Annotated in this window: 20 protein-coding genes; 15 read left to right on the top strand and 5 right to left on the bottom strand. The window is 60.1% G+C overall.

The features are described from left to right. Nucleotides 1-83 precede the first annotated feature (83 nt). The gene (locus NYR50_RS16460; protein ID WP_418137640.1) at nt 84-1793 is read right to left on the bottom strand and encodes a peptide ABC transporter substrate-binding protein; all 1710 of its coding nucleotides are present in this window, start codon (nt 1791-1793) and stop codon (nt 84-86) included. Between the two features lie 305 nt (nt 1794-2098). On the opposite strand from NYR50_RS16460, the gene NYR50_RS16455 reads away from it, so the two are divergent. The 10 genes from NYR50_RS16455 (at nt 2099) to NYR50_RS16410 (ending at nt 14737) form a co-directional block, all read left to right on the top strand. Further along, a complete protein-coding gene (locus NYR50_RS16455) occupies nt 2099-3262 on the top strand; it encodes a M20 aminoacylase family protein (protein WP_418137639.1) in 1164 nt (387 codons plus the stop codon). A gap of 48 nt (nt 3263-3310) precedes the next feature. Further along, nucleotides 3311-5161 carry an ABC transporter ATP-binding protein gene (locus NYR50_RS16450; RefSeq protein WP_418137638.1) on the top strand — a complete coding sequence of 617 codons (1851 nt, stop codon included), beginning with the start codon at nt 3311-3313 and terminating at the stop codon, nt 5159-5161. A gap of 304 nt (nt 5162-5465) precedes the next feature. Further along, entirely contained in the window at nt 5466-6419 is a 954-nt protein-coding gene (locus tag NYR50_RS16445; RefSeq protein WP_174011839.1) for a sugar-binding transcriptional regulator, read from the top strand. Nucleotides 6420-6562: 143 nt separating this feature from the next. After that, entirely contained in the window at nt 6563-7876 is a 1314-nt protein-coding gene (locus tag NYR50_RS16440; protein WP_418137637.1) for an ABC transporter substrate-binding protein, read from the top strand. A 172-nt stretch (nt 7877-8048) separates the two neighbouring features. Continuing rightward, entirely contained in the window at nt 8049-8921 is an 873-nt protein-coding gene (locus NYR50_RS16435) for a carbohydrate ABC transporter permease (protein WP_010972813.1), read from the top strand. A 12-nt stretch (nt 8922-8933) separates the two neighbouring features. Further along, nucleotides 8934-9758 (top strand): carbohydrate ABC transporter permease, encoded by an 825-nt coding sequence (locus NYR50_RS16430; protein ID WP_121691137.1) that lies wholly within the window; start codon nt 8934-8936, stop codon nt 9756-9758. A gap of 12 nt (nt 9759-9770) precedes the next feature. Continuing rightward, on the top strand, nt 9771-10769 hold the full coding sequence (locus NYR50_RS16425) for an ABC transporter ATP-binding protein (protein WP_418137636.1): 999 nt from the start codon (nt 9771-9773) through the stop codon (nt 10767-10769). 125 nt (nt 10770-10894) lie between these two features. Beyond that, the gene (locus NYR50_RS16420) at nt 10895-12379 is read left to right on the top strand and encodes a mannitol dehydrogenase family protein (RefSeq protein ID WP_174011867.1); all 1485 of its coding nucleotides are present in this window, start codon (nt 10895-10897) and stop codon (nt 12377-12379) included. A gap of 6 nt (nt 12380-12385) precedes the next feature. Further along, a complete protein-coding gene (locus NYR50_RS16415) occupies nt 12386-13105 on the top strand; it encodes an HAD family hydrolase (RefSeq protein WP_418137635.1) in 720 nt (239 codons plus the stop codon). Nucleotides 13106-13162: 57 nt separating this feature from the next. Then, nucleotides 13163-14737, top strand: coding sequence for an FGGY-family carbohydrate kinase (locus NYR50_RS16410; protein WP_418137634.1), 1575 nt, complete (start codon nt 13163-13165; stop codon nt 14735-14737). Nucleotides 14738-14939: 202 nt separating this feature from the next. Here the strand turns inward: NYR50_RS16410 and NYR50_RS16405 are convergent, their stop codons facing one another. Further along, nucleotides 14940-15773: a MurR/RpiR family transcriptional regulator gene (locus NYR50_RS16405; protein WP_418137633.1), complete on the bottom strand. Its 834-nt coding sequence runs from the start codon at nt 15771-15773 to the stop codon at nt 14940-14942. Nucleotides 15774-16068: 295 nt separating this feature from the next. Between NYR50_RS16405 and NYR50_RS16400 the strand changes: the two genes are divergently transcribed. Beyond that, nucleotides 16069-16806: a sulfate transporter family protein gene (locus tag NYR50_RS16400; RefSeq protein WP_174011875.1), complete on the top strand. Its 738-nt coding sequence runs from the start codon at nt 16069-16071 to the stop codon at nt 16804-16806. Here the strand turns inward: NYR50_RS16400 and nth are convergent. After that, nucleotides 16768-17550, bottom strand: a complete 783-nt coding sequence (nth, locus tag NYR50_RS16395) for an endonuclease III (protein WP_174011877.1) — start codon at nt 17548-17550, stop codon at nt 16768-16770. The genes NYR50_RS16400 and nth overlap by 39 nt on opposite strands. Before the next feature lie 37 nt (nt 17551-17587). Here nth and NYR50_RS16390 point away from each other — a divergent pair, with 37 nt between their 5' ends. Together NYR50_RS16390 and NYR50_RS16385 are read left to right on the top strand one after the other, a co-directional pair. Beyond that, nucleotides 17588-18070, top strand: coding sequence for a DUF2244 domain-containing protein (locus tag NYR50_RS16390; RefSeq protein ID WP_174011879.1), 483 nt, complete (start codon nt 17588-17590; stop codon nt 18068-18070). Nucleotides 18071-18336: 266 nt separating this feature from the next. Continuing rightward, nucleotides 18337-19209, top strand: coding sequence for a methylated-DNA--[protein]-cysteine S-methyltransferase (locus NYR50_RS16385; RefSeq protein WP_418137632.1), 873 nt, complete (start codon nt 18337-18339; stop codon nt 19207-19209). A gap of 206 nt (nt 19210-19415) precedes the next feature. Here the strand turns inward: NYR50_RS16385 and NYR50_RS16380 are convergent, their stop codons facing one another. After that, nucleotides 19416-20432: a sugar-binding transcriptional regulator gene (locus NYR50_RS16380; RefSeq protein WP_418138263.1), complete on the bottom strand. Its 1017-nt coding sequence runs from the start codon at nt 20430-20432 to the stop codon at nt 19416-19418. 195 nt (nt 20433-20627) lie between these two features. On the opposite strand from NYR50_RS16380, the gene tal reads away from it, so the two are divergent. Further along, entirely contained in the window at nt 20628-21593 is a 966-nt protein-coding gene (tal, locus tag NYR50_RS16375; RefSeq protein WP_092733062.1) for a transaldolase, read from the top strand. A gap of 104 nt (nt 21594-21697) precedes the next feature. On the opposite strand, the gene NYR50_RS16370 is transcribed toward tal, so the two are convergent. Next, complete coding sequence (locus NYR50_RS16370) at nt 21698-22465, bottom strand: IclR family transcriptional regulator (protein ID WP_174011885.1); 768 nt, start codon at nt 22463-22465, stop codon at nt 21698-21700. 197 nt (nt 22466-22662) lie between these two features. Here NYR50_RS16370 and NYR50_RS16365 point away from each other — a divergent pair, with 197 nt between their 5' ends. Further along, nucleotides 22663-23394 (top strand): SDR family oxidoreductase, encoded by a 732-nt coding sequence (locus NYR50_RS16365; protein WP_003499083.1) that lies wholly within the window; start codon nt 22663-22665, stop codon nt 23392-23394. Nucleotides 23395-23408 lie beyond the last annotated feature (14 nt).

The following is a 23408-nucleotide window of genomic DNA, read 5'->3' as shown; positions in this document are numbered from 1 at the left end:
GACGCTGCAACTAAGTCTTCAGATCATGGTCCACGGGCATGCAAAAGGCCGGCCCCTTGCAAAGAGGCCGGCACATCTGCGTGTTATTTCTTGCGAGACCAGTCCGCGACGTTCCAGAGTTCGGAGTCCCAGCCATTCATCCGAACGCCTTCCAGCGTCAGCGAATGCGAGGAGACGTTGCCGCGATGGATGAGTGGAATATGTGCACCCTCTTCCGTCAGCATGTCGTTTAACTGCTTGGCGATTTCTGCACGTTTGGCAAAGTCGGTCGTCTTGGACAGGACGCCTACCAGCTTGTCGAATTCCGGGTTGCAATATCGCGGAACATTCTGCCCCTGCCAGCCGTTTGAGGGGGCAGGAATCTTGTCGCAAAGCCATTCCGCCAGATATTTTTCGGGGTCGGTGCCGTCGAAGTTGTTGGTGTACATCTCGACGTCGGCATAAAACTTCTGGAAGGTGTCGGGGCTTGCCGGATCGCCGCCGAAGAAGACCGACGCGCTGACATTGCGCAGTTCAGCCGCAACGCCGATCTGTGACCACATGTCTTTCACCAGTTCCTGCGCCGCCTGGCGAACAGAGTTGGTGGAGGTCTGGTAGAGGAAGGAAAGCTTCACGCCATTCTTGGCACGGATGCCATCTGCACCCTTCGCCCAGCCGGCATCGTCGAGCAGCTTGTTGGCGCCTTCAATATCCTGCTTCAGGCACCAGCTATCGTTCTTCGTAGATGCGACCGCTTCCGGTGCGGGTACGATATTGCAGGTCGGCTTTCCTGCTTCGCCATAACCGGCCTCGTCGATGATATCACGGTCGATGGCGAGCGATAGCGCGCGGCGCACGGCCGGATCGGAAAGGGCCGGGTGCGGGCCGCCTTCCTTGGTGGAGCGCTTGTCTCCCAAAGCGGGATCGGCATTGTACCAGTTGAGATTGATACGTTCGACCTGCGTGCCGAAGGCAGTTTCCAGCTTGCCCTTGCCGGCGGCCACCATGGTCGCCAGAATTTCCGGCTCCACCTGCATGTTCCAGGCATAGTCGAATTCGCCCGTTTCAAGCACCGCACGTGCAGCGGATGCCGCATCCCCGCCACCCTTCAGCGTAACCGTGGCGAATGCGGGTTTGGCCGCATCACGATAATTGGGGTTGGCGACATAGCTGATGACGTCGTTCGGCTTGAAATCCTTGACCACGAAAGGCCCCGTACCGATCGGACCGAAATTGGCCGCGGTGCAGCCGGGAGCTGCCGCGCCAACGCAGTTTTCGAACTGCTTTTTCTGGATCACGGGCGATTGCGCGCCGACGAAGGCGGAGTAGGGGTAGGGTTTCGGCTCGGTGAAGCTGACCTTCACGGTGTGGGCATCGATAGCTTCTACGTTTTTGACGCCTTCATATTGTGCCGCCTGCGCGCAGCCGCCATCTGGGGCCGTGCAATATTTCCAGGTAAATACCACGTCATCGGCGGTAAAAGCGGTGCCATCGGACCATTTGACGTCGCCCTTCAGCTTCCAGGTCATGCTAAGCAGATCTTTCGCGACGCCGCCATTGTCGACTGTCGGGATCTCGCTCACCAGCGTCGGCACCAGCTCGCCTTTTTCGTTGTAACGCGCCAGCGGCTCGATGATGATGGATGAGCTGTAAATCTCTTTCGTGCCACCCGAAAGATAGGGATTGAGCGTCGATACGGCCTGCCAAAACAGGATTTTTAGTTCGCCGTCACTGCCGCGCTCGGCATGGGCGGCAGAGCCTGCCAAGGCCATCGCCGCCACCGTACTGGCAAAGAGAACATTGCGCTTCTTCATCGTGGTTTTCCCCTTTTTTGGATTTTATCTATTTGAATGTTTGACGCTTTTCCCGACGTCGAGAGCAAAGTCTGTTTTCTTAAGTATTTGACTTTGCTAGGAAATAATCCCCATTCGTGGTGATGCTATTGTTAGTTTTTTTTAAAATCAAGTCCTAATGTCTTGGTGTTGAACAAAAAATAAGCCATTGAAGTTTGGGCCTATTTTTCGCGCATATTGCGAATTTCACGCTTGCAAAAGAGGAAATTCCAAATGCAATATGTTTTCCGACAACCCGGCGGGGAACAAAAAAAGGGAAAAAGAGAATGCCGATATTGAACCGTGTGGCTCAAATGCAGGAAGACGTGGCTGGCTGGAGGCGCCACCTGCATGAGCACCCGGAACTGCTTTATGATGTCTTCGAAACATCGAAATTCGTGGCCGAAAAACTGAAATCCTTTGGCTGCGATGTGGTCGAGACCGGCATCGGCAAGACCGGTGTGGTCGGCATCATCAGGGGCCGTCACGGGGATGGCCCGACCATTGGTTTCCGCTCCGACATGGACGCGCTGCCGATCCTCGAGACCAGCGGCAAGCCATGGGCATCTAAGACGCCGGGCAAGGCCCATTCCTGCGGCCATGACGGGCACACCGCCATGCTTCTGGGCGCGGCGCAATATCTGGCAGAGACCCGCAATTTCAAGGGTTCCGTCGCGGTCATTTTCCAGCCGGCCGAAGAGGGCGGTGCTGGCGCTCTTGCCATGTTGAACGACGGCATGATGGAAAAATTCCGCATTTCGCAGGTCTATGGCATGCATAACGAGCCGGGCATTCCGGTCGGCCAATTCGCAATTCGCAAGGGTTCCACCATGGCGGCGGCCGACAGCTTTGAAATCGTCGTCACCGGCAAGGGCAGCCATGCAGCCGCACCGCATCTTTCCATCGACCCGGTACTGACGTCGGCGCATATTATTATCGCCCTGCAATCCATCGTCTCGCGGGAAACGGATCCGTTGAAATCGCTCGTCGTCACCGTTGCTACCACTCATGGCGGCACGGCGGTCAATGTCATTCCGGGTTCGGTGACGCTGACAGGCACGGTGCGCACTCTTTTGCCGGAAACCCGTGATTTCGCCGAAAAGCGCCTGAAGGAAGTGGCGGCCGCCACCGCCATGGCACATGGTGCGACCGTGGAGGTGAAATACCATCGCGGTTATCCCGTCACCTTCAACCATGCAGACGAAACCGAATTTGCGACCGGTGTAGCGATGGGCGTGGCCGGTGCCAATGCCGTCAACACCAATCCCAACCCGCATATGGGGGCGGAGGATTTTTCCTATATGCTGGAAGCCCGCCCCGGCGCCTTCATCTTCATCGGTAACGGCGACACGGCCGGGCTGCACAATGCCGCCTACGACTTCAACGACGAGGCTCTGCCTTACGGTATCAGCTACTGGGTTTCGATGGCCGAAACCGCGCTTGCTGCGTAAGACATCCGGCGGCCTTGATGGCCGCCTTTCGCTTTTCAGGAGATCGGCATGCTTTTGGCGGCAACGTCCATGGAACAGACCGGCGGTTCGGTAAGCCCGATTCTTTCGGTTCAAAATCTCACCACGTCCTTCCGCGTTGATGGCGGCTGGAAATCGGTGGTCCGCAATATGAGTTTCGACATTGCGCCGCGCGAGACGGTCGCGATTGTCGGTGAAAGCGGCTCGGGCAAAAGCGTGACGTCGCTGTCCATCGTGCGGCTTCTCGATAAGAAAACGAGCCGCATTGAGGGCAAGGTCATGCTCGGCGGGCGCGATCTGCTGGCCCTTCCGGAAGAGGAGATGCGCAAGGTTCGCGGCAAGGACATTTCGATGATCTTCCAGGAACCGATGACCAGTCTTAACCCGATCTTTCCGATCGGCAAGCAGATTGCTGAAGCGCTGACAGTGCACCAGGGTATCTCGTCATCCGCCGCAAAGGCCGAGGTCATCCGTCTTCTGGAAAAAGTCCGCATTCCCAATGCGGCGAGCCGTTTCGATGACTATCCGCACCAGTTTTCCGGCGGCATGCGCCAGCGCGTGATGATTGCCATGGCGCTTGCCTCCAAGCCCAAGCTCCTGATTGCGGACGAGCCGACGACGGCGCTCGACGTCACCATTCAGGGCCAGATTCTCGACCTCATCAAGCAATTGCAGGAGGAGGAGGGCATGTCGGTCCTTTTCATCACCCATGATATGGGCGTGGTGGCGGAGGTGGCGGATCGCACCATCGTCATGTTCCGCGGCGATGTGGTTGAAACCGGCACGACGGATGACATATTTCATCGCGGCCAGCATCCTTACACCCGCGCTCTGCTGTCGGCTGTGCCGAAACTCGGTTCGATGAAGGAGCGGGTGCTGCCCGCGCGTTTCCCGATCATCGATATCAAGACCGGCGAAAGCCAGCCGGTCGAAGAGGTCAGGAACACGGTTTCCGGTGGTCGCACGCCGATTCTTTCGGTGCAGGACCTGACGACCCGCTTCGATATCCGCTCCGGTCTTCTCGGTCGCAAGTCCGGTGCTGTGCATGCGGTAGAGAAAGTCTCCTTCGATCTGGCTGAAGGCGAGACGTTATCGCTGGTTGGTGAATCGGGCTGCGGCAAGTCCACCACCGGGCGGTCGATCACCCGGCTGATCGAGCCGACCTCCGGCAATGTCACTCTCGACGGTTACGAGGTGATGAAACTCGACAAGACGACGTTGCGTACCATGCGCCGCAGCGTGCAGATGATCTTTCAGGACCCCTTCGCCAGCCTCGATCCGCGTATGAGCATTGGCACGGCGATCATGGAGCCCTTCATCGAGCACCGGCTTGGACCGAAGGCACAGGCCCGTGAAAAGGCGGCGGACCTGATGGAGAAGGTTGGCCTCAGCCCGGATATGATGCGGCGCTTCCCGCATGAATTTTCCGGCGGTCAGCGCCAGCGCATCGCCATTGCCCGCTCGCTAATGCTCGACCCCAAGGTCATCGTGGCCGACGAGGCGGTTTCGGCGCTCGATGTCTCTATCAAGGCGCAGGTCTGTAACCTGCTGCTCGACCTGCAACAGAGCCTCAACCTTGCCTTCCTGTTCATTTCCCACGATATGGCGGTGGTGGAGCGTGTCAGCCACCGCGTCGCGGTGATGTATCTCGGTGAGATCGTGGAGATCGGCCCCCGCGCCGCCGTCTTCGATAATCCGCAGCACGCCTATACGAAAAAGCTCATGTCGGCCGTTCCGGTGCCGGATCCGGCCCGACGCCAGATCAGGCGCAACATGGCGACGGATGAGATCAAGAGCCCGATCCGTCCGGTGGATTACGTTCCGCCGCAACGTCATTACCGCGAGGTGTCCGCCGGGCATCTGGTGCAGGAAGCGGCTTGAATGAGGGTGCTGGCTTCGGGCTGAGCTCTCTCGAGGGACCGAGCGGTCACCGCTTGTTTCTTCTCCCCGCCGGGGGGAAGTCCGCGGCAGCGGGATGAGGGGGCGAGGGCAGTAATAAACCGCGAGCTAGCCCCCTCATCCGACCCTCCGGGCCACCTTCTCCCCGGTGGAGAAAAGAAATATGCCGCCCCGCCGAGCTGGATGATTTAATCCACCGAACGCCCACTTCCACATCCCGCCGTTTGACAGCCAACACAAAAAAATGCCAGCAAATGCTCGAGCATAATTCTTAGAGGGCGGCGGCATGGCCAGACGGAACGACGCACATGGACGGCTGGACGATGCGGCACGCGCCGGCTGGCTTTATTATGTCGCCGGCCGCACGCAGGATGAGATCGCCGCTGCCATGGGCATATCCCGGCAGTCGGCGCAGCGGCTGGTGTCGCTGGCCGTCGCCGAGCGGCTGATCAAGGTTCGGCTTGATCACCCCATCGCCGCCTGTCTCGAAAAGGCCGAACGTCTGAAAGAGAAGTTCCGCCTTAAATATATTGAAGTGGTGCCGAGCGATCCGGCCGGCGGTTCCTCCACAGTTGGCATTGCCGAGGCCGGGGCGGCGGAAATCGAGCGCTGGCTGAAAAATGCCGATCCGATCGTACTCGCCATCGGCACCGGCCGCACACTCAAGGCCGCCGTGGATCAACTGCCGCCGATGGAGTGTCCGCAGCATCGCATCGTGTCACTGACAGGCAATATCGGGCCGGATGGCTCGGCGGCCTATTACAACGTCATCTTCAGTATGGCTGATGCCATCAAGGCGCGGCATTTTCCGATGCCGCTGCCGGTCCTGTGCTCTTCGGCGGAGGAGCGCGAACTGCTGCATGATCAATCCATGGTGCGTTCGACGCTGGCGCTGGGGGCGGCCGCCAATGTCACCTTCGTCGGCGTCGGTGAACTCGGCGAAAACGCGCCGCTCTGCGTTGATGGTTTCCTCGGGGTCGATGAGATGAAGGCGCTGATGGCGAGCGGTGCGGTCGGCGAGATTTGCGGCTGGATGTATGATGCCAATGGCCACATCCTTGAGCACTCCGTCAATGAGCGCGTCGCTTCCGTTCCCATTCCTTCGAGAGAGACCTGCACCGTCATCGGCATGGCGCAGGGGGCGCGCAAGAACGCCTCGATTCTGGCGGCGCTGAGGGGCGGTCTGTTGAACGGCCTCATCACCGATGAAGCGACAAGTGAATATTTGCTCACCCATTGAGCAAAAATTAATTGATCAAAATCAATGGCTTGATTTTTCCATGTGCGCCGCAGCACAGGATGTTGCTTGACATTTTTGGGCTGTCAGTGAGTAAATGCCCCAGAGCAAAGCGAATGCTCATAAATTTCTTCTGGGAGGAAGATATGACATTGAAGACAATTTTGCTGGGCGCATGCTCGGCACTCGCCTTTACGACCCTTGCTTCTGCCGAAACGCTGACCATTGCGACCGTGAATAACGGCGACATGATCCGCATGCAGGGTCTGACCTCCGACTTCACCACCAAGAACCCCGACATCAAGGTCGAATGGGTGACGCTTGAAGAAAACGTCCTGCGTGAGCGCGTGACGACCGATATCGCCACCAATGGCGGCCAGTACGACATCATGACCATCGGCAACTATGAAGTGCCGATCTGGGCCAAGCAGGGCTGGCTGCTGCCGCTCGAAAAGCTCGGCGACAAATACGATGTGGATGACATCCTGCCGGCGATCCGCGGCGGTCTTTCCGCCGAAGGCAAGCTTTATGCGGCGCCCTTCTACGGCGAATCCGCCATGATCATGTATCGCAAGGATCTGTTTGAAAAAGCCGGTCTGAAGATGCCTGAAAACCCGACCTGGGAATTCATCGGCGATGCGGCCCGCAAGATCACCGACCGCAAGGCCGATATTAACGGCATGTGCCTGCGCGGCAAGGCCGGCTGGGGCGAGAACATGGCGTTTATCAGCGCGCTTACCAACTCCTTCGGTGGCCGCTGGTTCGATGAGAACTGGAAGCCGCAGTTCGATCAGCCGGAATGGAAGAGCGCGTTGCAGTTTTACGTGGATCTGATGAAGGATGCCGGCCCGTCCGGTGCTTCCTCCAACGGCTTCAACGAAAATCTGACGCTATTCCAGCAGGGCAAATGCGGTATGTGGATCGATGCCACGGTCGCTGCCTCCTTCGTGTCAAACCCGAAGGATTCGACCGTTGCCGACAAGGTCGGTTATGCGCTCTTCCCGACGCATGGCGAGTTGAAGAACCATGGCAACTGGTTGTGGTCCTGGAACCTTGCCATCCCGAAGAGCTCTCAGAAGGCGGAAGCGGCTGAAAAGTTCATCTCCTGGGCAACCAGCAAGGAATATACCCAGCTCGTTGCTGCCAAGGAAGGCTGGGCAAACGTGCCTCCGGGTACCCGCACCTCGCTTTACAAGAATGCCGACTATGAAAAGGCTGCCGCCTTCGCCAAGCCCACGCTTGCCGCCATGGATGCCGCCGACATTACCAAGCCGACCGTAAAGCCCGTGCCTTACACCGGCGGGCAGTTCGTGGCGATCCCTGAATTCCAGGCGCTCGGCACCACGGTCGGTCAGCTGTTCTCGGCGGTCGTCGCCGGTCAGTCCAGCGTCGATGATGCGCTTGCCAGCGCCCAGTCGACGGCAACGCGCGAAATGACCCGCGCCGGTTACATCAAGTAATCCTCCCGAAGATCGCTGTCCGGCCCATGTGCCGGGCAGCGAACCTTGGGGGCGCAAGCCGCGAGCTGCGCGGCGGCCTTTAAGCCTTTCAAATTAAATCAGGAATGAGCCGGTTCTTCCGGATATGCCGGGCGCATCTCATGACGCCCGCGCCCAAGGGGAGGTTAGTGTAATGGCAACACGAAACACGAGCGGGTTAGCGCGGGTGATGCTTGCGCCTTCGGTGCTGCTGCTTCTGGTGTGGATGATCGTGCCCTTGGCGATGACCCTGTGGTTCTCGTTCCAGAACTACAATCTCCTCAACCCCGCCAATGTCAGCTTTGCGGGCCTCTTCAATTACCAGTATTTCTACACCGACCCGGCCTTCTTCCAGTCGATTTGGAACACGCTTTTGATCGTCGGCGGCGTGCTCCTGATCACCGTCGTCGGTGGCATCGCCATTGCGCTGCTTCTCGACAATGACATTTTCGGTCAGGGCATCGTGCGCATCATGATCATCTCGCCCTTCTTCGTCATGCCGCCTGTCGCCGCATTGGTGTGGAAGAACATGATCATGCATCCCGGTTACGGCGTGCTTGCCGATCTCTCGCGTTTCTTCGGCCTGCAACCGGTCGACTGGTTTGCGCAGTTTCCGCTGCTGTCGATCATCATCATCGTCGCCTGGCAATGGCTGCCGTTCGCGACGCTGATCCTGCTCACCGCCCTGCAATCGCTCGATGGCGAGCAGAAGGAAGCCGCCGAGATGGATGGCGCCAACTTCGTCAACCGCTTCATCTATCTGACCCTGCCGCATCTTGCCCGCGCCATCACCGTCGTCATCCTGATCCAGACGATCTTCCTGCTTGGCGTCTACGCGGAAATCCTCGTCACCACCAATGGCGGACCGGGTTATGCCTCCACCAACCTTGCCTTCCTCATCTATCGCACCGCACTTTTAGGCTACGACGTCGGCGGCGCATCGGCCGGTGGCATCATCGCCGTCGTGCTCGCCAATATCGTCGCCATCTTCCTGATGCGCGCCGTCGGCAAGAATCTGGACCGTTAAGGAGAACCGATCATGGCCCGCAAGACAACCACTCGCGCAAAGATCGGCTTTTCCATCGCGGCCTGGGCCGTGGCGCTCCTGCTGTTCTTCCCGATCCTTTATGCCTTCCTCACCTCGATCAAGACCGAGCCGGAGGCGATCGCAGGCTTCAGCCTCCTGCCATCGGGTACGCTCGAAAACTACATCACCGTCCAGACCCAGCGCGATTACTTCAAGCCGTTCATGAACTCGGTCGTGCTGTCGCTCGGCTCGACGATCATCGCGCTGATCATCGCCATTCCCGCCGCCTGGGCGATGGCGTTCTCGCCGACCAAACGCACCAAGGACATTTTGATGTGGATGCTCTCCACCAAGATGATGCCGGGGGTGGCGGTCCTGGTGCCGATCTACCTGATCTTCCGCAATGCCGGCCTGCTCGATAGCCGCATTGGGCTCACCATCATGCTCACCTTCATCAACCTGCCGATCGTGGTGTGGATGCTCTATACCTATTTCCGGGAAATCCCCGGCGAGATACTCGAGGCAGCCCGCATGGATGGCGCATCGCTCTGGAACGAGATCGTGCATGTGCTGACCCCGATGGCGGTGCCGGGCATTGCCTCGACGCTGCTTCTGAACGTCATCCTCGCCTGGAACGAATCCTTCTGGACGATCCGGCTGACGACCACCAATGCAGCGCCGCTGACGGCCTTCATCGCCTCCTTCTCAAGTCCGCAGGGGCTGTTCTGGGCAAAACTCTCGGCCGCCTCGATGATGGCGATCGCCCCCATTCTCGTCATCGGCTGGTTCTCGCAGAAACAACTCGTGCGTGGCCTGACCTTCGGCGCCGTGAAATAAGGAACGACAAACATGGGCAGCATTTCCCTTCAGAACGTGTCCAAGCTCTTCGGTGAGGCGAAAGTCATCCCGTCGATCGATCTCGATATCAACGATGGCGAATTCGTCGTCTTCGTCGGCCCCTCCGGCTGCGGCAAGTCCACGCTTCTGCGGCTGATTGCCGGGCTGGAAGACGTCTCCGGTGGCAAAATCGTCATCGACGGCAATGACGCCACCGAAAAGGCCCCGGCCGAGCGTGGCCTTGCCATGGTGTTCCAGTCCTATGCGCTTTATCCGCATATGAGTGTGCGCAACAACATCGCCTTCCCGCTGAAGATGGCCAAGCTCGAAAAGGCGGTGATCGACAAGAAGGTCGAAGACGCCGCCCGGGTGCTGAACCTCACCGATTATCTGGAGCGCCGGCCCTCGCAGCTGTCGGGCGGCCAGCGCCAGCGCGTTGCCATCGGCCGCGCCATCGTGCGCGAACCGAAAGCCTTCCTGTTCGACGAGCCGCTCTCCAACCTCGATGCGGCTTTGCGCGGCACCATGCGGCTGGAAATTTCCGAGCTGCACAACACGCTGAAGACGACGATGATCTACGTCACCCACGATCAGGTGGAAGCCATGACCATGGCCGACAAGATCGTGGTCCTCAACCGCGGCAATATCGAGCAGGTCGGCTCGCCGATGCAGCTTTACAAGACACCGCGCAACCTCTTCGTCGCCGGCTTCATCGGCTCACCGCGCATGAACCTCATCACCGGCGACTTTGCCCGCCAAAAGGGTGCGACCACCGCCGGCGTGCGGCCGGAGCATCTGGTGCTGTCGAAGGAAACCGGGCTGTGGCAGGGCAAGGTCACTGTTGCCGAACATCTCGGATCGGATACCTTCCTGCATCTCGAGGTATCAGGCATCGGGCCGATCACCGCAAGGACCGATGGCGAGTTCGAATGCAGGCACGGCGATACCGTGTTCATCACGCCCGATGAGACCAAAATCCACAGGTTCGATGACAAGGGCATCGCGATCTAGGGGGAGGCAACTCCGAAAGCTCTGCCGCCTGATTGCCTTACGGGGCCGGGCGGTGCTCCGACAGGCCGATTGCCCGGCAAGAGGGCGATCTGCACGACCAACGTTTCCCCTTCGAGGATCGTGACATGACATGCAAACTCTCCCTCGCAACGCTTGACGAAGCCAGAAAGACGGCGGCGGTTCCGGCCTATTCCAGGAACGATCTGTCCGCCGGCATCGTGCATTTCGGCGTTGGCAATTTCCACCGCGCCCATCAGGCGGTTTATCTTGATGACCTGTTCAACACCGGTGCGGACCACGACTTCGCGATCATCGGCGCCGGCGTCCTACCCTCCGATGCCACGATGCGCGAAAAACTTGCCGCACAGGATTTCCTGACCACTGTCGTGGAGCAGGACAATAATCGCACCGGCGCGCGCGTCACCGGGCCGATGATCGACATTCTGAAGGTTGGCGATACCCAGGCCATCGTCGACACGCTTGCCGACCCGAAGATCCGTATCGTCTCGATGACGATTACCGAGGGCGGTTATTTCATCGATGCCTCCGGCTCCTTCAATCCGCAGCATCCGGCAATTGCCGAGGATGGCAGGAACCCGTCCGCTCCGAAAACCGTGTTCGGCTTCATCGTTGCCGGGTTGAAGGCGCGGCGCGATAAGGGCCTGCAGCCCTTCACCGTCATGTCCTGCGACAACATCCCCCACAATGGCAAAGTCACGAAAAACGCGGTGGTCGGGCTGGCGGCGCTCTCCGACCCGGCCTTCGCCAACTGGATCGGCGAAAATGTCGCCTTTCCGAATTCCATGGTTGACCGCATCACGCCCGCTACCGGTGAGCGTGAACGCAATATTGCCCGTGACGATTTCGGCATCGAGGATAATTGGCCGGTCTTCTGCGAGGAGTTCAAGCAATGGGTGATGGAGGATAATTTCCCCGCAGGCCGTCCGGCGCTCGAAAAAGCGGGCGTTCAGTTCGTCAAGGATGTTGCGCCCTACGAGCACATGAAGATCCGCATCCTGAATGGCGGCCATGCTGCAATTGCCTATCCGGCAGCGTTGCTCGACATTCATTTCGTGCATGAGGCCATGGAGCATCCGCTGATCCGGGCGTTTCTGGCCAAGCTCGAAAAGGACGAGATCATCCCGGTCATTCCGCCGGTACCTGACACCGACCTCAACGATTATTTCGGCCTCATCGAGCGGCGTTTCCTCAACCCGAAGATTGGCGATACCATTCCGCGCCTCGCGCAGGACGGCTCCAACCGCCAGCCGAAATTCATCCTGCCCTCCACCGCCGACCGCCTGTCGCGCGGCGAGGATATCGTCGGGCTGTCGCTGGTTTCGGCGCTGTGGTGCCGTTATTTCTACGGCACGTCGGACAGTGGCAAAGAAATCACCTTCAACGATGCCAGCGCCGAGCGGCTGCAGGCGGCCGCCATCAAGGCCAAGGACGACCCGGTGGCCTTCCTTACCCTCGACGACATCTTCGGGGAGGTTGCCGAATCGGCGCTTTTCCGTAAACGCTTCGCCCATGCATTGAAGACGCTGTGGCAAGAAGGCACAGCGAACACCTTGCAGCTTTATCTGGATGACAAGCTGGCTGAAAAGTGACGTGAGATGCGAGACGGGACCGGACCTCTGCTGATTTTCGATTGCGACGGCGTTCTTGTCGACAGCGAGCCGGTCTCGATTACAGTGCTTCTCGACATGCTCTCCCATCTCGGTGTGACGATGGGGGAGGAAGAGGCTTATGAGCGCTTTCTCGGCCGCAGCGTCGCCAGCATGACGACGACCCTGTTCGAGGAGTACGGTGTCGAAACCGACATCGATTTTCTAGACCATATGCGGGCGACATTGTTCGAGCGCTTCCGCACCGAATTGAAGCCGATCGACGGTATTGCCGAGACACTTGACCGGCTTCTGCCGTTGAAGCGCTGTGTCGCGTCATCCAGCCAGCCGGAACGCATCCGTTATTCGCTGGGGCTGACCGGCCTGATCGATAAATTCGAGCCACATGTCTTCAGCGCCACCATGGTGAAGAACGGCAAGCCGGCGCCCGATCTCTTCCTGCATGCGGCGCGCTCTATGGGCGTCGAGCCGCGTCAGTGCATCGTGATTGAGGACAGCCCGGCCGGCATTGCCGCCGCAAAAGCGGCCGGCATGGGCGTTTTTGCCTTCACCGGCGGATCGCATGCACGCTTCCCCGCCTTCCGTGAAAAGATCGCTGGTCTCAGGGCAGATGCCGTGTTTGACGCGATGCCGGATTTGGTCCAACTTGTCGGCAGCTATGTGGGGAGGGGCGGTTTTGACGGCCAGGTGGTACGTGACGCAGGCTGAAGCTGATCTTGCCTGCCGCCGCCGGGTCGCTCCGCCAGGGATGGAATTGCAGTCTTGATGCGTCAAAATCTCGTCGCTGTCGATGTCGGTACGGCGAGCGCCCGGGCCGGGATTTTCGATCCGGCCGGCCGGCTGCTCGCGCGTTCCATTCATCCCATCCTCATGCAGCGGCCTCGTGAAAACCACGCCGAGCACGATTCCACCGATATATGGAATGCCGTCTGCATTGCCGTGAAGGCGGCGCTTGCCGATGCCGGCGTGCTGCCGCAAAGCATTGCCGCCATTGGTTTCGACGCCACCTGCTCGCTAGTTATCCGCGATGGACAGGGTGAGCCGGTTTCGGTTTCCACGACCGGTGACGACCGTTTCGACACCATCGTCTGGCTTGACCACCGCGCCATCGGCGAGGCCGACCGGCTGACGGCCTCGGGCCATCGGGTGCTCGATTTCGCCGGTAACAGTGTGTCGCCGGAAATGCAGATGCCGAAGCTGATGTGGCTGAAGGCGCATATGCCGCAAAGCTGGGCGCGCATGTCTTTAGCCTTCGATCTCGCGGATTTCCTGACCTGGAAGGCGACCGGTTCGCCACAGCGCTCCAATTGCACGCAGACGGCAAAATGGAACTTCCTGGCCCAGGAACGTCCCGGCTGGCAGGCAGATTATCTGGAATTTGCGGGGCTTGCCGACCTGAAGCAGCGGGCAGGCCTGCCTGAAACCACTGTCATGCCGGGCGGCGCCATCGGCCCGCTTTCGCCGGAGGCCGCCGCAGAACTCGGCCTCGATACCGGCTGCCAGGTGGCGGCAGGCATGATCGATGCCTATGCCGGTGCGCTCGGGGCTCTGGGTGGATGCCTTGCCGAGGATGTCGGTAAACATGTCGCGCTGATAGCGGGCACGTCGAGTTGCCTTGTCGCCATGTCCGCGCAGCCGATGCCCGGCCGCAGCCTGTGGGGACCCTACTGGCAGGCGGTGCTGCCTGGCCACTGGCTGGTGGAGGGTGGGCAATCGGCTACCGGCGCGCTGCTCGACCATATCGTGCGCATGCATGCGGCGGGTGGCGAGCCGGATACGGCGTTGCATGCCCGCATCGTTGCGCGCGTCACTGAATTGCGCGAACTGGAGGGAGAGACCTTTGCGGACCGGCTGCATGTTCTGCCTGACTTCCACGGCAACCGTTCGCCGCTTGCCGATCCGCATGCGGTGGGCGTCATCAGCGGGCTGACGCTCGACACCTCGTTCGACAGTCTCTGCCGTCTTTATTGGCGCACCGCGGTCGCGATCGCGCTCGGCGCGCGCCACGTGCTCGATGCCATGGAGCGTTTCGGTTATGCGGTGGAAACGCTGCATGTTACCGGCGGGCATGTGAAGAACCCGCTGTTGATGGAGCTTTACGCCGATGTGACGGGCAAGCGCATCGTTGTTCCCGCGACCGCCGATGCGGTGCTGCTCGGCACCGCGATGACGGCGGCGACGGCCGGCGGTGTGCATGCGAGCCTGGCGGCGGCAGGGGCCGCCATGTATCCGGGCAATGCGGAAATCTCGGGAAATCCGGCGCTGACGGCGCATTACGAGCGCGATTATCGCCGTTTCCTCGCCATGTACCGGCATCGCCAGGAACTGGAAAGTCTTTGAGTTTTCAGCGTGGAATTTCGGCTTACGGGTGCCGCGCGTTTCTTCTCCCCGAGGGGGAGAAGGTGGCCCGAAGGGCCGGATGAGGGGGCAACGTTGCAGGATATCTCGACCCTCGCCCCCTCATCTCGCTGCCGCGGACTTCTCCCCGGCGGGGAGAAGAAACAAGTGGTGGCTGCTCGATCCTATCGCCCACCAAGCGCAATCAGCTGCGCAGTGAGCGCTTCAGGGCTGCTAGGTTCTTCACCCGGGCCTTTCCGGCGTCGTCCGCCCCGGCGCTCAGCGCGCAAAGGGTGAATTCCAGCAGGGAGACCAGTTGCAGCAGGCCCTGGCCGCCATTCTGGCTCTGCGGCATGGCAAGACAGAGATCGACGCTTTCCGGTCCCCATTCGTAAAAACGGGTGGTGATCAGAAGTGTCCTGTAACCGCCCTTGCGAGCCGTGGCGGACAGGCGCTGCAGGGGCAAGAGGTTGCCGCCGCAATCCATGATGACGAGCAACGTGCGTGCGGGGTCGTAATCCCACAGGGCGACATAGGCGGCATTGTCGCTGCCAAGGTAGTGAATATGGCCACGGCACTCTAAAAGCCGCCCGTAAAAATGCCGGCCGGCATCAAGGCCTTCCGGAGAGGTCGCCAGACAGACATCGTCCGCCGAGGTGATCTCGTTCATGGCAAGACGCCAGATCGTCTGGGTGGTCATGTCGAAGGCGGTCTGGATCGCCTGGATCTGCTGCGACAGAAGCTGTGAGAACGGATTGGAATGCCGTTCGCCGCCTTCGGCCGTCACCGGCTGGTCTGCGCCGACGGTTTCTTCCGCGTGGCGCAGGTCGGCACGGATATCGCTGAATTGCCGGTATCCCAGAGAACGCAGGAAACGGCCGACCGTCATCGGGCTGAGGCTGAGCTTGGCGGCCAGCGTCTGTGCCGTTTCAAACGGCAACTCGTCCAGATGTTCGATCAGATATTTGGCAATCTTGCGCTCGGAAGGGGTGCCTGCCTTCATGGCGCGCGTCAGGTTCAACAGCAGCTTTTCCACCAACGCCTCTTTTATTTTATAATTATTGAACGGTGATGCATTCGCGCGCCCGTGCAAGCGTGCGAACCACGATTTGACGGTGGGGACGAGCTTTCCCGGCCATGTCCTCCACCGGACCGGAATGCGAATTATCGTAGATGGTTTATTATATTTTAGAGCTACCTTTTATTCAAGGGAAATTCCATTTGCGGTTTAACTCCCCCCAGCGGGCGTCACGCCCTGTCTTGCGGAGTGAACGGCCAGCGCCTATCTCGGTGTTGAAAGAGTTTCAACGCCACAGGCGTCAAGGGAGTTCCGAATGATATTTGATGCGGCGCGGCTGGCATTTGGCAATCTCTTTGCCGCCGAAACCCGGTCGGTATTCTGGAAGGTGCTGGGGCTGACGCTGCTGGTGTTGGCGGCGCTTTGGTTCGCCATTCGCTCCATCTTCATCTATTTCGCTTTGCCCTGGATCGACACGCTCATCCCCGGCGTGCCCGATTGGGCCGGCTGGCTGAGCTTTGTTTTCGCCATTTTCGCCGGCATCGGGCTTGCCTTGGCGCTGGCGCTGCTCATTTCGCCGGTCACGGCCGTCATCGCCGGCCTGTTTCTTGATGATGTCGCCGACGTGGTGGAAAAACAGAACTACCCGGATGACCCGCCCGGCAAGGCAATGCCGATCGGCGAAGCCGTGCTGTCATCGATCAAGTTTTTCGGCGTCGTCATTGCCGGCAACCTCATAGCACTTTTGCTGCTGCTGGTGCCGGGCGTCAATCTCATCGCGTTTTTTCTGGTGAACGGTTATCTGCTGGGCCGGGAATTTTTCGAGTTCGCGGCCATGCGTTTCCGCTCGCCTGCTGACGCCCGGTTGTTCCGGGTGAAACACCGCACCACGGTGTTCATGGCCGGGTTGGTGATTGCGGCATTCCTGGCGGTGCCGTTCCTCAACCTTTTGACGCCGCTTTTCGCCGCCTCGCTGATGGTGCATCTGCACAAGGCCGTCAGCCGGCGCGATCCGTCATTCGCCGCCGGCGGCACCGAACAGCTGCGCGGGTAGTTCCACCAGCGGGGCTGGGATATCGAAGGTCTTTTCCGGGGATTTGCAGATATCGGCAATCACGCAGCGCTCGCATTCCGGCTTGCGCGCCTTGCAGCAATAACGCCCATGCAGGATCAGCCAGTGATGCGCATGGAACAGATAATGTTCGGGGATGATGCGGACCAGCCGGTCTTCTACCTCGTCAGTGGTTTTGCCGGGCGCAAGACAGAGCCGGTTGGCAATACGGAACACATGTGTGTCCACTGCAAGCGTCGGCACGCCGAAGGCCATCGACATCACCACATTGGCAGTCTTGCGGCCAACACCGGGCAGGGTTACCAGCTCCTCGCGGGTTTTCGGCACCTCGCCGCCGAAATTGTCGATCAGCATCTGCGATAGCGCGATGACGTTTTTTGCCTTGTTGCGATAAAGGCCGATGGTTTTGATATGGCCGATCAGCTGTTCTTCGCCGAGCGCCAGCATTTTTTCCGGCGTATCGGCCACCTTGAACAGGGCGCGGGTCGCCCGGTTCACGCCGACATCGGTCGCCTGCGCGGAAAGCGCCACGGCGACCAGCAGGGTGAAGGGATTGGTGTGTTCCAGCTCGCCTTTCGGCTCCGGCCGCTGGATGGAAAAACGGCGGAAGATTTCGGTGAGTTCGTCCTTCGAATAGGCCGTTTTCACCCGCGCTGCTTTGCGCCGCTGCGCCGGAATTGACTTTTTCAATGTTTGGGTGCTGGATCGTTTCTTGGCGACTGTCATGCACTATCTATAGCCAGCGCGGCCAAAGGAAAGCAACGTGGATACGCTCAACGACCAGCCGATTTTCGCGGCGGAACTCGTTCCGCACCGCTCGCTTGGCCGAAGGGGTTTCCGGCTGCTTCTCATCCTCACCGGATTTGCCTGCCTCATCTATGGCGGCTTTTTCCTCGCGACAGGTGCGTGGCCTATCGGCCTGTTTTTCGGGCTAGATTTCCTGCTGCTTTATATCGCCTTCCGCGCCAATTACCGGGCGGCGAAAGCGCGGGAAGAGGTCAGCGTGTCGCGCACCAACCTGTCGATCCGCAAATTCTCACCCGCCGGGCGCGTGGTGGAATATCGTTTCAATCCGTTCTGGGCGCGCTTCCGGGTGAGACGGCATGACGAGATCGGCATCGTTTCCATGCATGTGACGGGTGAGGGCCGGGCGACCGATATCGGCTCGTTCCTGAACCCGGATGATCGCGAAAGTTTTGCCAAAGCCTTCGGCGGCGCGCTGGCGACGGTGCGGCGGCGGATGTGAGTGGGTTAGGAAGTGTCGCGGCGCGGTGATCTCCTTCCTCCATCGCTGTGCTCGTCACAGGGATCCAGCCAGCCCAAGTCTTTGGGCTGAGAAGAGTCCTTCGCCACGCGGGCGCGTGTCCGCTGGATTCCTGTGACGAGCACAGCAATGAGGGTGAGTGGGTGTTCCGGCTAACGAACATTCCTTGTGTATCGTGATGCCGCGCAAGAAACGGGTGGAGACCGGCGCGCTTTAGTGGTTTTCTCTTACCCGTTAGGAGACATGCGATGAACGCCAATATCATGCTGAACGAAGACATCACCCCCATCGGCTCGGATTACGATACGGTGCGCGGGGTTATCGAGCTTTTGACGCTGGATTATCGCGAGCAACCCTCCCTTGAAGCCATCGCCGCCAGGCTCGGCCAGTCGCCGACGCAATTGCAGAAGACTTTTACCCGCTGGGCCGGTCTTTCGCCGAAGGCCTTCCTGCAGGCCGTGACGCTCGATCATGCCAAGCGGCTGCTGCGCGAAGAGGACCTGCCGCTGCTAGAAACATCGATCGAGGTTGGCATGTCCGGGCCTGGCCGCCTGCATGATCTGTTCGTTACCCATGAGGCCATGTCGCCCGGCGAATGGAAGGCGAAAGGCGGCGGGCTGACGATCCGTTACGGTTTTCACGCCTCACCCTTCGGGCTTGCGCTGGTCATGATCACCGATCGCGGCCTTGCCGGCTGCGCCTTTGCCGATCCGGGCGAGGAAAGAGCCTGTTTCGAGGATATGGCCGGCCGCTGGCCAAATGCGGATTACGTCGAGGATCGCGAAGCGACCGCGCCCTACGCCGCGCGCATCTTCGATTCTTCCCTGTGGACGGCGGACAAGCCGCTGCGTGTGGTTTTGCTCGGCACGGATTTTCAGGTGCGGGTCTGGGAAAGCCTCCTGAAAATCCCGATGGGCCGCGCCGTCACCTATTCGCACATTGCCTGCGACATCGGCCAGCCCACCGCATCCCGCGCCGTGGGTGCCGCAGTCGGGGCAAACCCGGTCTCGTTCGTTGTTCCCTGCCACCGTGCGGTCGGCAAAAGCGGTGCGTTGACTGGATATCACTGGGGCCTGACGCGCAAGCGGGCGATGCTGGGATGGGAAACGGGGAAGGCGTGATGCTGAGGATCGGCTATCCCCTCTATTCCTCATCCCTGTGCTTGTCACAGGGATCCAGCCAGCCCAAGTCTTTGGGCTGAAAGAACTCTTCCCGCCATGCAGACGCAAGGCGACTGGATTCCTGTGACAAGCACAGGAATGAGGGAGGGGTGGAGAGCCGACGCAAGAGACGCTCGTGGGGACCGCGCCGAATGAGCCGAAGACGCTTAAACCAGTTCCATCAAAGCCCGCGCCGCGGCCTCGTCGGTGATCAGCGTATTGCAGCCGATGCGCTTGATCGTGGCGCGGATGGCGATGGCGCGGTGGGCGCCGCCGGAGGCGAGCACGATGTGTTTGGCCTTGCGCAGCGTGTCGAGATCGATCGCCATGGCACGCTGATTGATCGGATGATCGACAGAGCGGCCTTCGGCATCGATGAAGTTGAACATGGTGTCGCAGACGCAACCGGCATCGACGAGTTCGCGCAGCGTCTCCCTGGAGATGAAACCTTCCGACAGCGAGGTGGAATGCGGGCCGATATCGCCGCAGGAAACGATGGCGAGATCGAGCGTCTCGGCGAGATCGTAAAGCGTCGCCAGCCCGCATTTTTCGATCAGCGCCCGTTTGGTCTCAACGGAATCCACCAAAAGCGGCGCGAGGAACATGTAACATTCCGCCCCGAGCGCGCTTGCCAGCCGCCAGGTGTAATCGAGTGGATTGGTCTGGTGCACGGCGACGATACCGCCGAGCAGTGAGACGACCTTGCAGTTTTCCCGGCGCGGCGGGCGGAAGCTGGAGAGCGAGGCGGTCATGGTGCGCCCCCAGCCGACGCCGATGGTGGCGCCGTTCGGCACCACTTCGGAGAGGAACTGCCCGAGTGCGAGGCCGACGGCCTTGGCGGTGCCTTCCGCGCTTGTCTTGCTAGCGGTGGATGGGCTGGCGGGAGATGGGCCGGGCGAGGGAATGATGACGGCTTCGTCCAGTCCGTAGGATGCCTCCAGCTGGCCGGCCAGCGAGACGAAATCCTCAATACCCTCATTGATCCAGATTTGCACTTCGGAGCGTTTCATCGCCTCGTCGAGCAGGCGGATGACAGTGGAGCGGCTGATCCCCAGTCTTTCGGCGACATCCTTCTGCGTCATGCCCTGGTTATAATAGAGCCATGCCGCGCGCAGCCTCAGCGAAGCCGCTTCCGAATAGGTCGTATGGGTCTCTCTTCTCAGTTTCGCCACGGTTTTCGCCATTCCTAATGTGCGGTCGAGTATCGCAGGCATGAAACTTATGTCAATTGCGATGCGCAAATGTCTTGACTTTCGGCCAAGCCGCTTGCGATAGTCGGAGCCGGACAGAACCGTGATTTCGGCCTTGGGCGCACCCCTGGTGCGGGAACGAAAAGACGGCTGAGCAAGTTTACCAGAGATCATGAAGGATCATTCGCCATGACGTCCAAACTCGAACAACTTCGCGCCATCACCACGGTCGTTGCCGATACCGGCGACATCGAGGCGGTAGCACGCCTGAAGCCGGTGGATTGCACCACCAACCCGACCATCGTTCTCAAAGCACTCGGCACACCGGCCTTTGCCGATGCGGTGAAGGAGGCTGTTGCATGGGGCAGGAAGCAGGGCGGCCAGTCCGACGCCGTCGTTGCCGCCGTTGCAGACCGTCTGGCGATTTCCGTCGGTGCAGCCCTTGCCGGTCTCGTTCCCGGCCGTGTGTCGACCGAAGTCGATGCCGACCTGTCCTTCGACACGCAGGCTTCCATCACCAAGGCACGCCACATCATCGCCTCCTACAAGGAGCGCGGCATCGAGCGTGAACGCATCCTCATCAAGCTTGCCTCCACATGGGAAGGCATCAAGGCTGCCGAAGTTCTGCAGTCCGAAGGCATTGACTGCAACCTGACGCTGCTGTTCTCCCAGGCACAGGCCATTGCCTGCGCCGAAGCCAAGGCTTTCCTTATCTCGCCCTTCGTCGGCCGTATCCTCGACTGGTACAAGAAGTCGACCGGCGAGACCTACACCGCCGAGACCGATCCGGGCGTTGTTTCGGTGCGCAGCATCTACAATTATTACAAGGCCAATGGCATCGGCACCGTTGTCATGGGCGCTTCCTTCCGCAATGTCGGCGAAATCGAAGCGCTGGCCGGTTGTGACCGCCTGACGATCAGCCCGGCGCTGCTCGAGGAGCTGGACAAGGACAATGGCAAGCTCGAGCGCAAGCTTTCGCCTGACAATGTCAAGGCCGAGCCGCTGCAGTCGCTCGATGAAAAGGCGTTCCGCTGGGCGATGAACGAAGACGCGATGGCAACCGAGAAGCTTTCCGAAGGCATCCGCCTGTTCGCCAAGGATCTGGTGACGCTGCGCGAGATGGTCCGCAAGGAACTGACGGCCGCTGCCGCCTGACAAAAAAAGGGGGAACCATCTGCGTTCCCCTCGCGTTTACCAGACATAATCTCCAGTCAATTGAAACGCGATCGGACCCTGCCGGTCGCGTTTTTTTGTGCCCTTCAGACGTTTCCCGTCACCACTTCGGAGATGCGTTTTGCCGCGTCGCGGATCAGCTGTTCGCAAGTGTCGCGCGTCGGGGCCGTGCCACCGAGCGTGGTAATATAGGGGCAGGTGATGACGGCGAGTGCGGTGCCATCCAGCGTCAGAACAGGGGCGGAAATGTTGCGCACGCCCGCCGTCTGCAGGCTGTCCATGGATTCAAAGCCGTTGCTGCGCACCTGCCGCAGCCGCTCGGCTAGGTCCGCCGGCACGGTCTCGCCGCTGCCGCGCACCTGTTCGGTCATCATGATCTCGCGCTGCGCCTCTGTCTGGAAGGCCAGAAGCACATGGCCGGAGCCGGTGTGGAACAGGCTCATTTGCGCGCCGACCCGCATGGACATGGCCCAATAGGTGGCGGATTCCTGCTGGGCGATGACAACGACGCTGCCGCGATCATAAACGGCGAGATGACAGGCCTGTTCAGCGCTCGCGGAGAAATCGCGCATGACAGGTGCGGCGAAGGAGACGAGCCGGCGGATCGGTGCATGAAAATGCGCCAGCCCGAACATTTTCAGCGTCAGCGAAAACCGGTCGCCGTCGAGCCGCTGCACATAACCCCGGCGCACCAGACGGTCCAGCATGCGGTACAGCTCGTTGGGGCTTTTGCCGATCGCCTTGGCGATCTCGATCTGCGTCAGCCCGCCATCCGTGCGGGCCAGAAGCTCGAGAATGTCCAGGCCCTTGTCGAGGGCGGGGGCACGATATCTTTCGCTGTCGTCGTCGGTCATCTGGCCTCAATGGTGTTTCTGATGCGTGCCGGGCGGGGGTGCCTTAAAATATGGTTGCCCGATACCCCGCATCCGCGCAAGTTTGCTTGACGCCATATGAATACCGCGTTTAGATATGAATTGTCGATCCATATTTGAGATCACTGAAATTCAACGGCTCGGCCACGCTGGCGGTCGGCTTTAGCGGGAGGCTATTCATGGTGCAGGATTTTAACGGCCGGACAGTGGTAATCACCGCCGCCGGTCAGGGTATCGGCCGGGCGACGGCGGAGCGCTTCATATCGCTCGGCGCGCGCGTCATCGCCACCGATATCAACGAGCAGGCGCTTTCTACCCTGAAAGGTGCGGAAACCCGGGTTCTGAACGTGCTTGACGGAGATGGCGTCAAGGATTTCGCCGCCGATATCGGCCATGCCGACGTGCTGTTCAACTGCGCCGGCTTCGTGCATTCCGGCACCATTCTCGATTGTGAAGAGAAGGACTGGGATTTCTCCTTCGATCTCAACGCCAAGGCGATGTACCGCACCTGCCGCGCCTTCCTGCCCGGCATGCTGGAAAAGGGCAAGGGCGCGATCGTCAATATGTCGTCGGTTGCTTCAAGCGTGAAGGGCGTGCCGAACCGTTTCGCCTATACGGCTTCCAAGGCGGCCGTCGTGGGTCTCACCAAGGCCATCGCCGCCGATTTCGTCACCAAGGGTATTCGCTGCAACGCCATCTGCCCCGGCACGGTCGACAGCCCGTCCTTGCATGACCGCCTGCGCGCCACCGGTAATTACGAACAGGCGCTCGCAGATTTCATCGCCCGCCAGCCGATGGGCCGCATCGCCACGCCGGAAGAAATCGCAGCGCTCGTCACCTATCTCGCTTCCGACGAGGCAGGTTTCACCACCGGCCAGATCCATGTGATCGATGGCGGCTGGACGGGCTGATTATCTTTACTGGA

Origin of the sequence: Agrobacterium sp. El2ro-1b, assembly GCF_048298475.1 — a bacterium.
GTDB lineage: Bacteria > Pseudomonadota > Alphaproteobacteria > Rhizobiales > Rhizobiaceae > Agrobacterium > Agrobacterium fabrum.
This window is presented reverse-complemented; position numbering and strand designations above follow the sequence as displayed.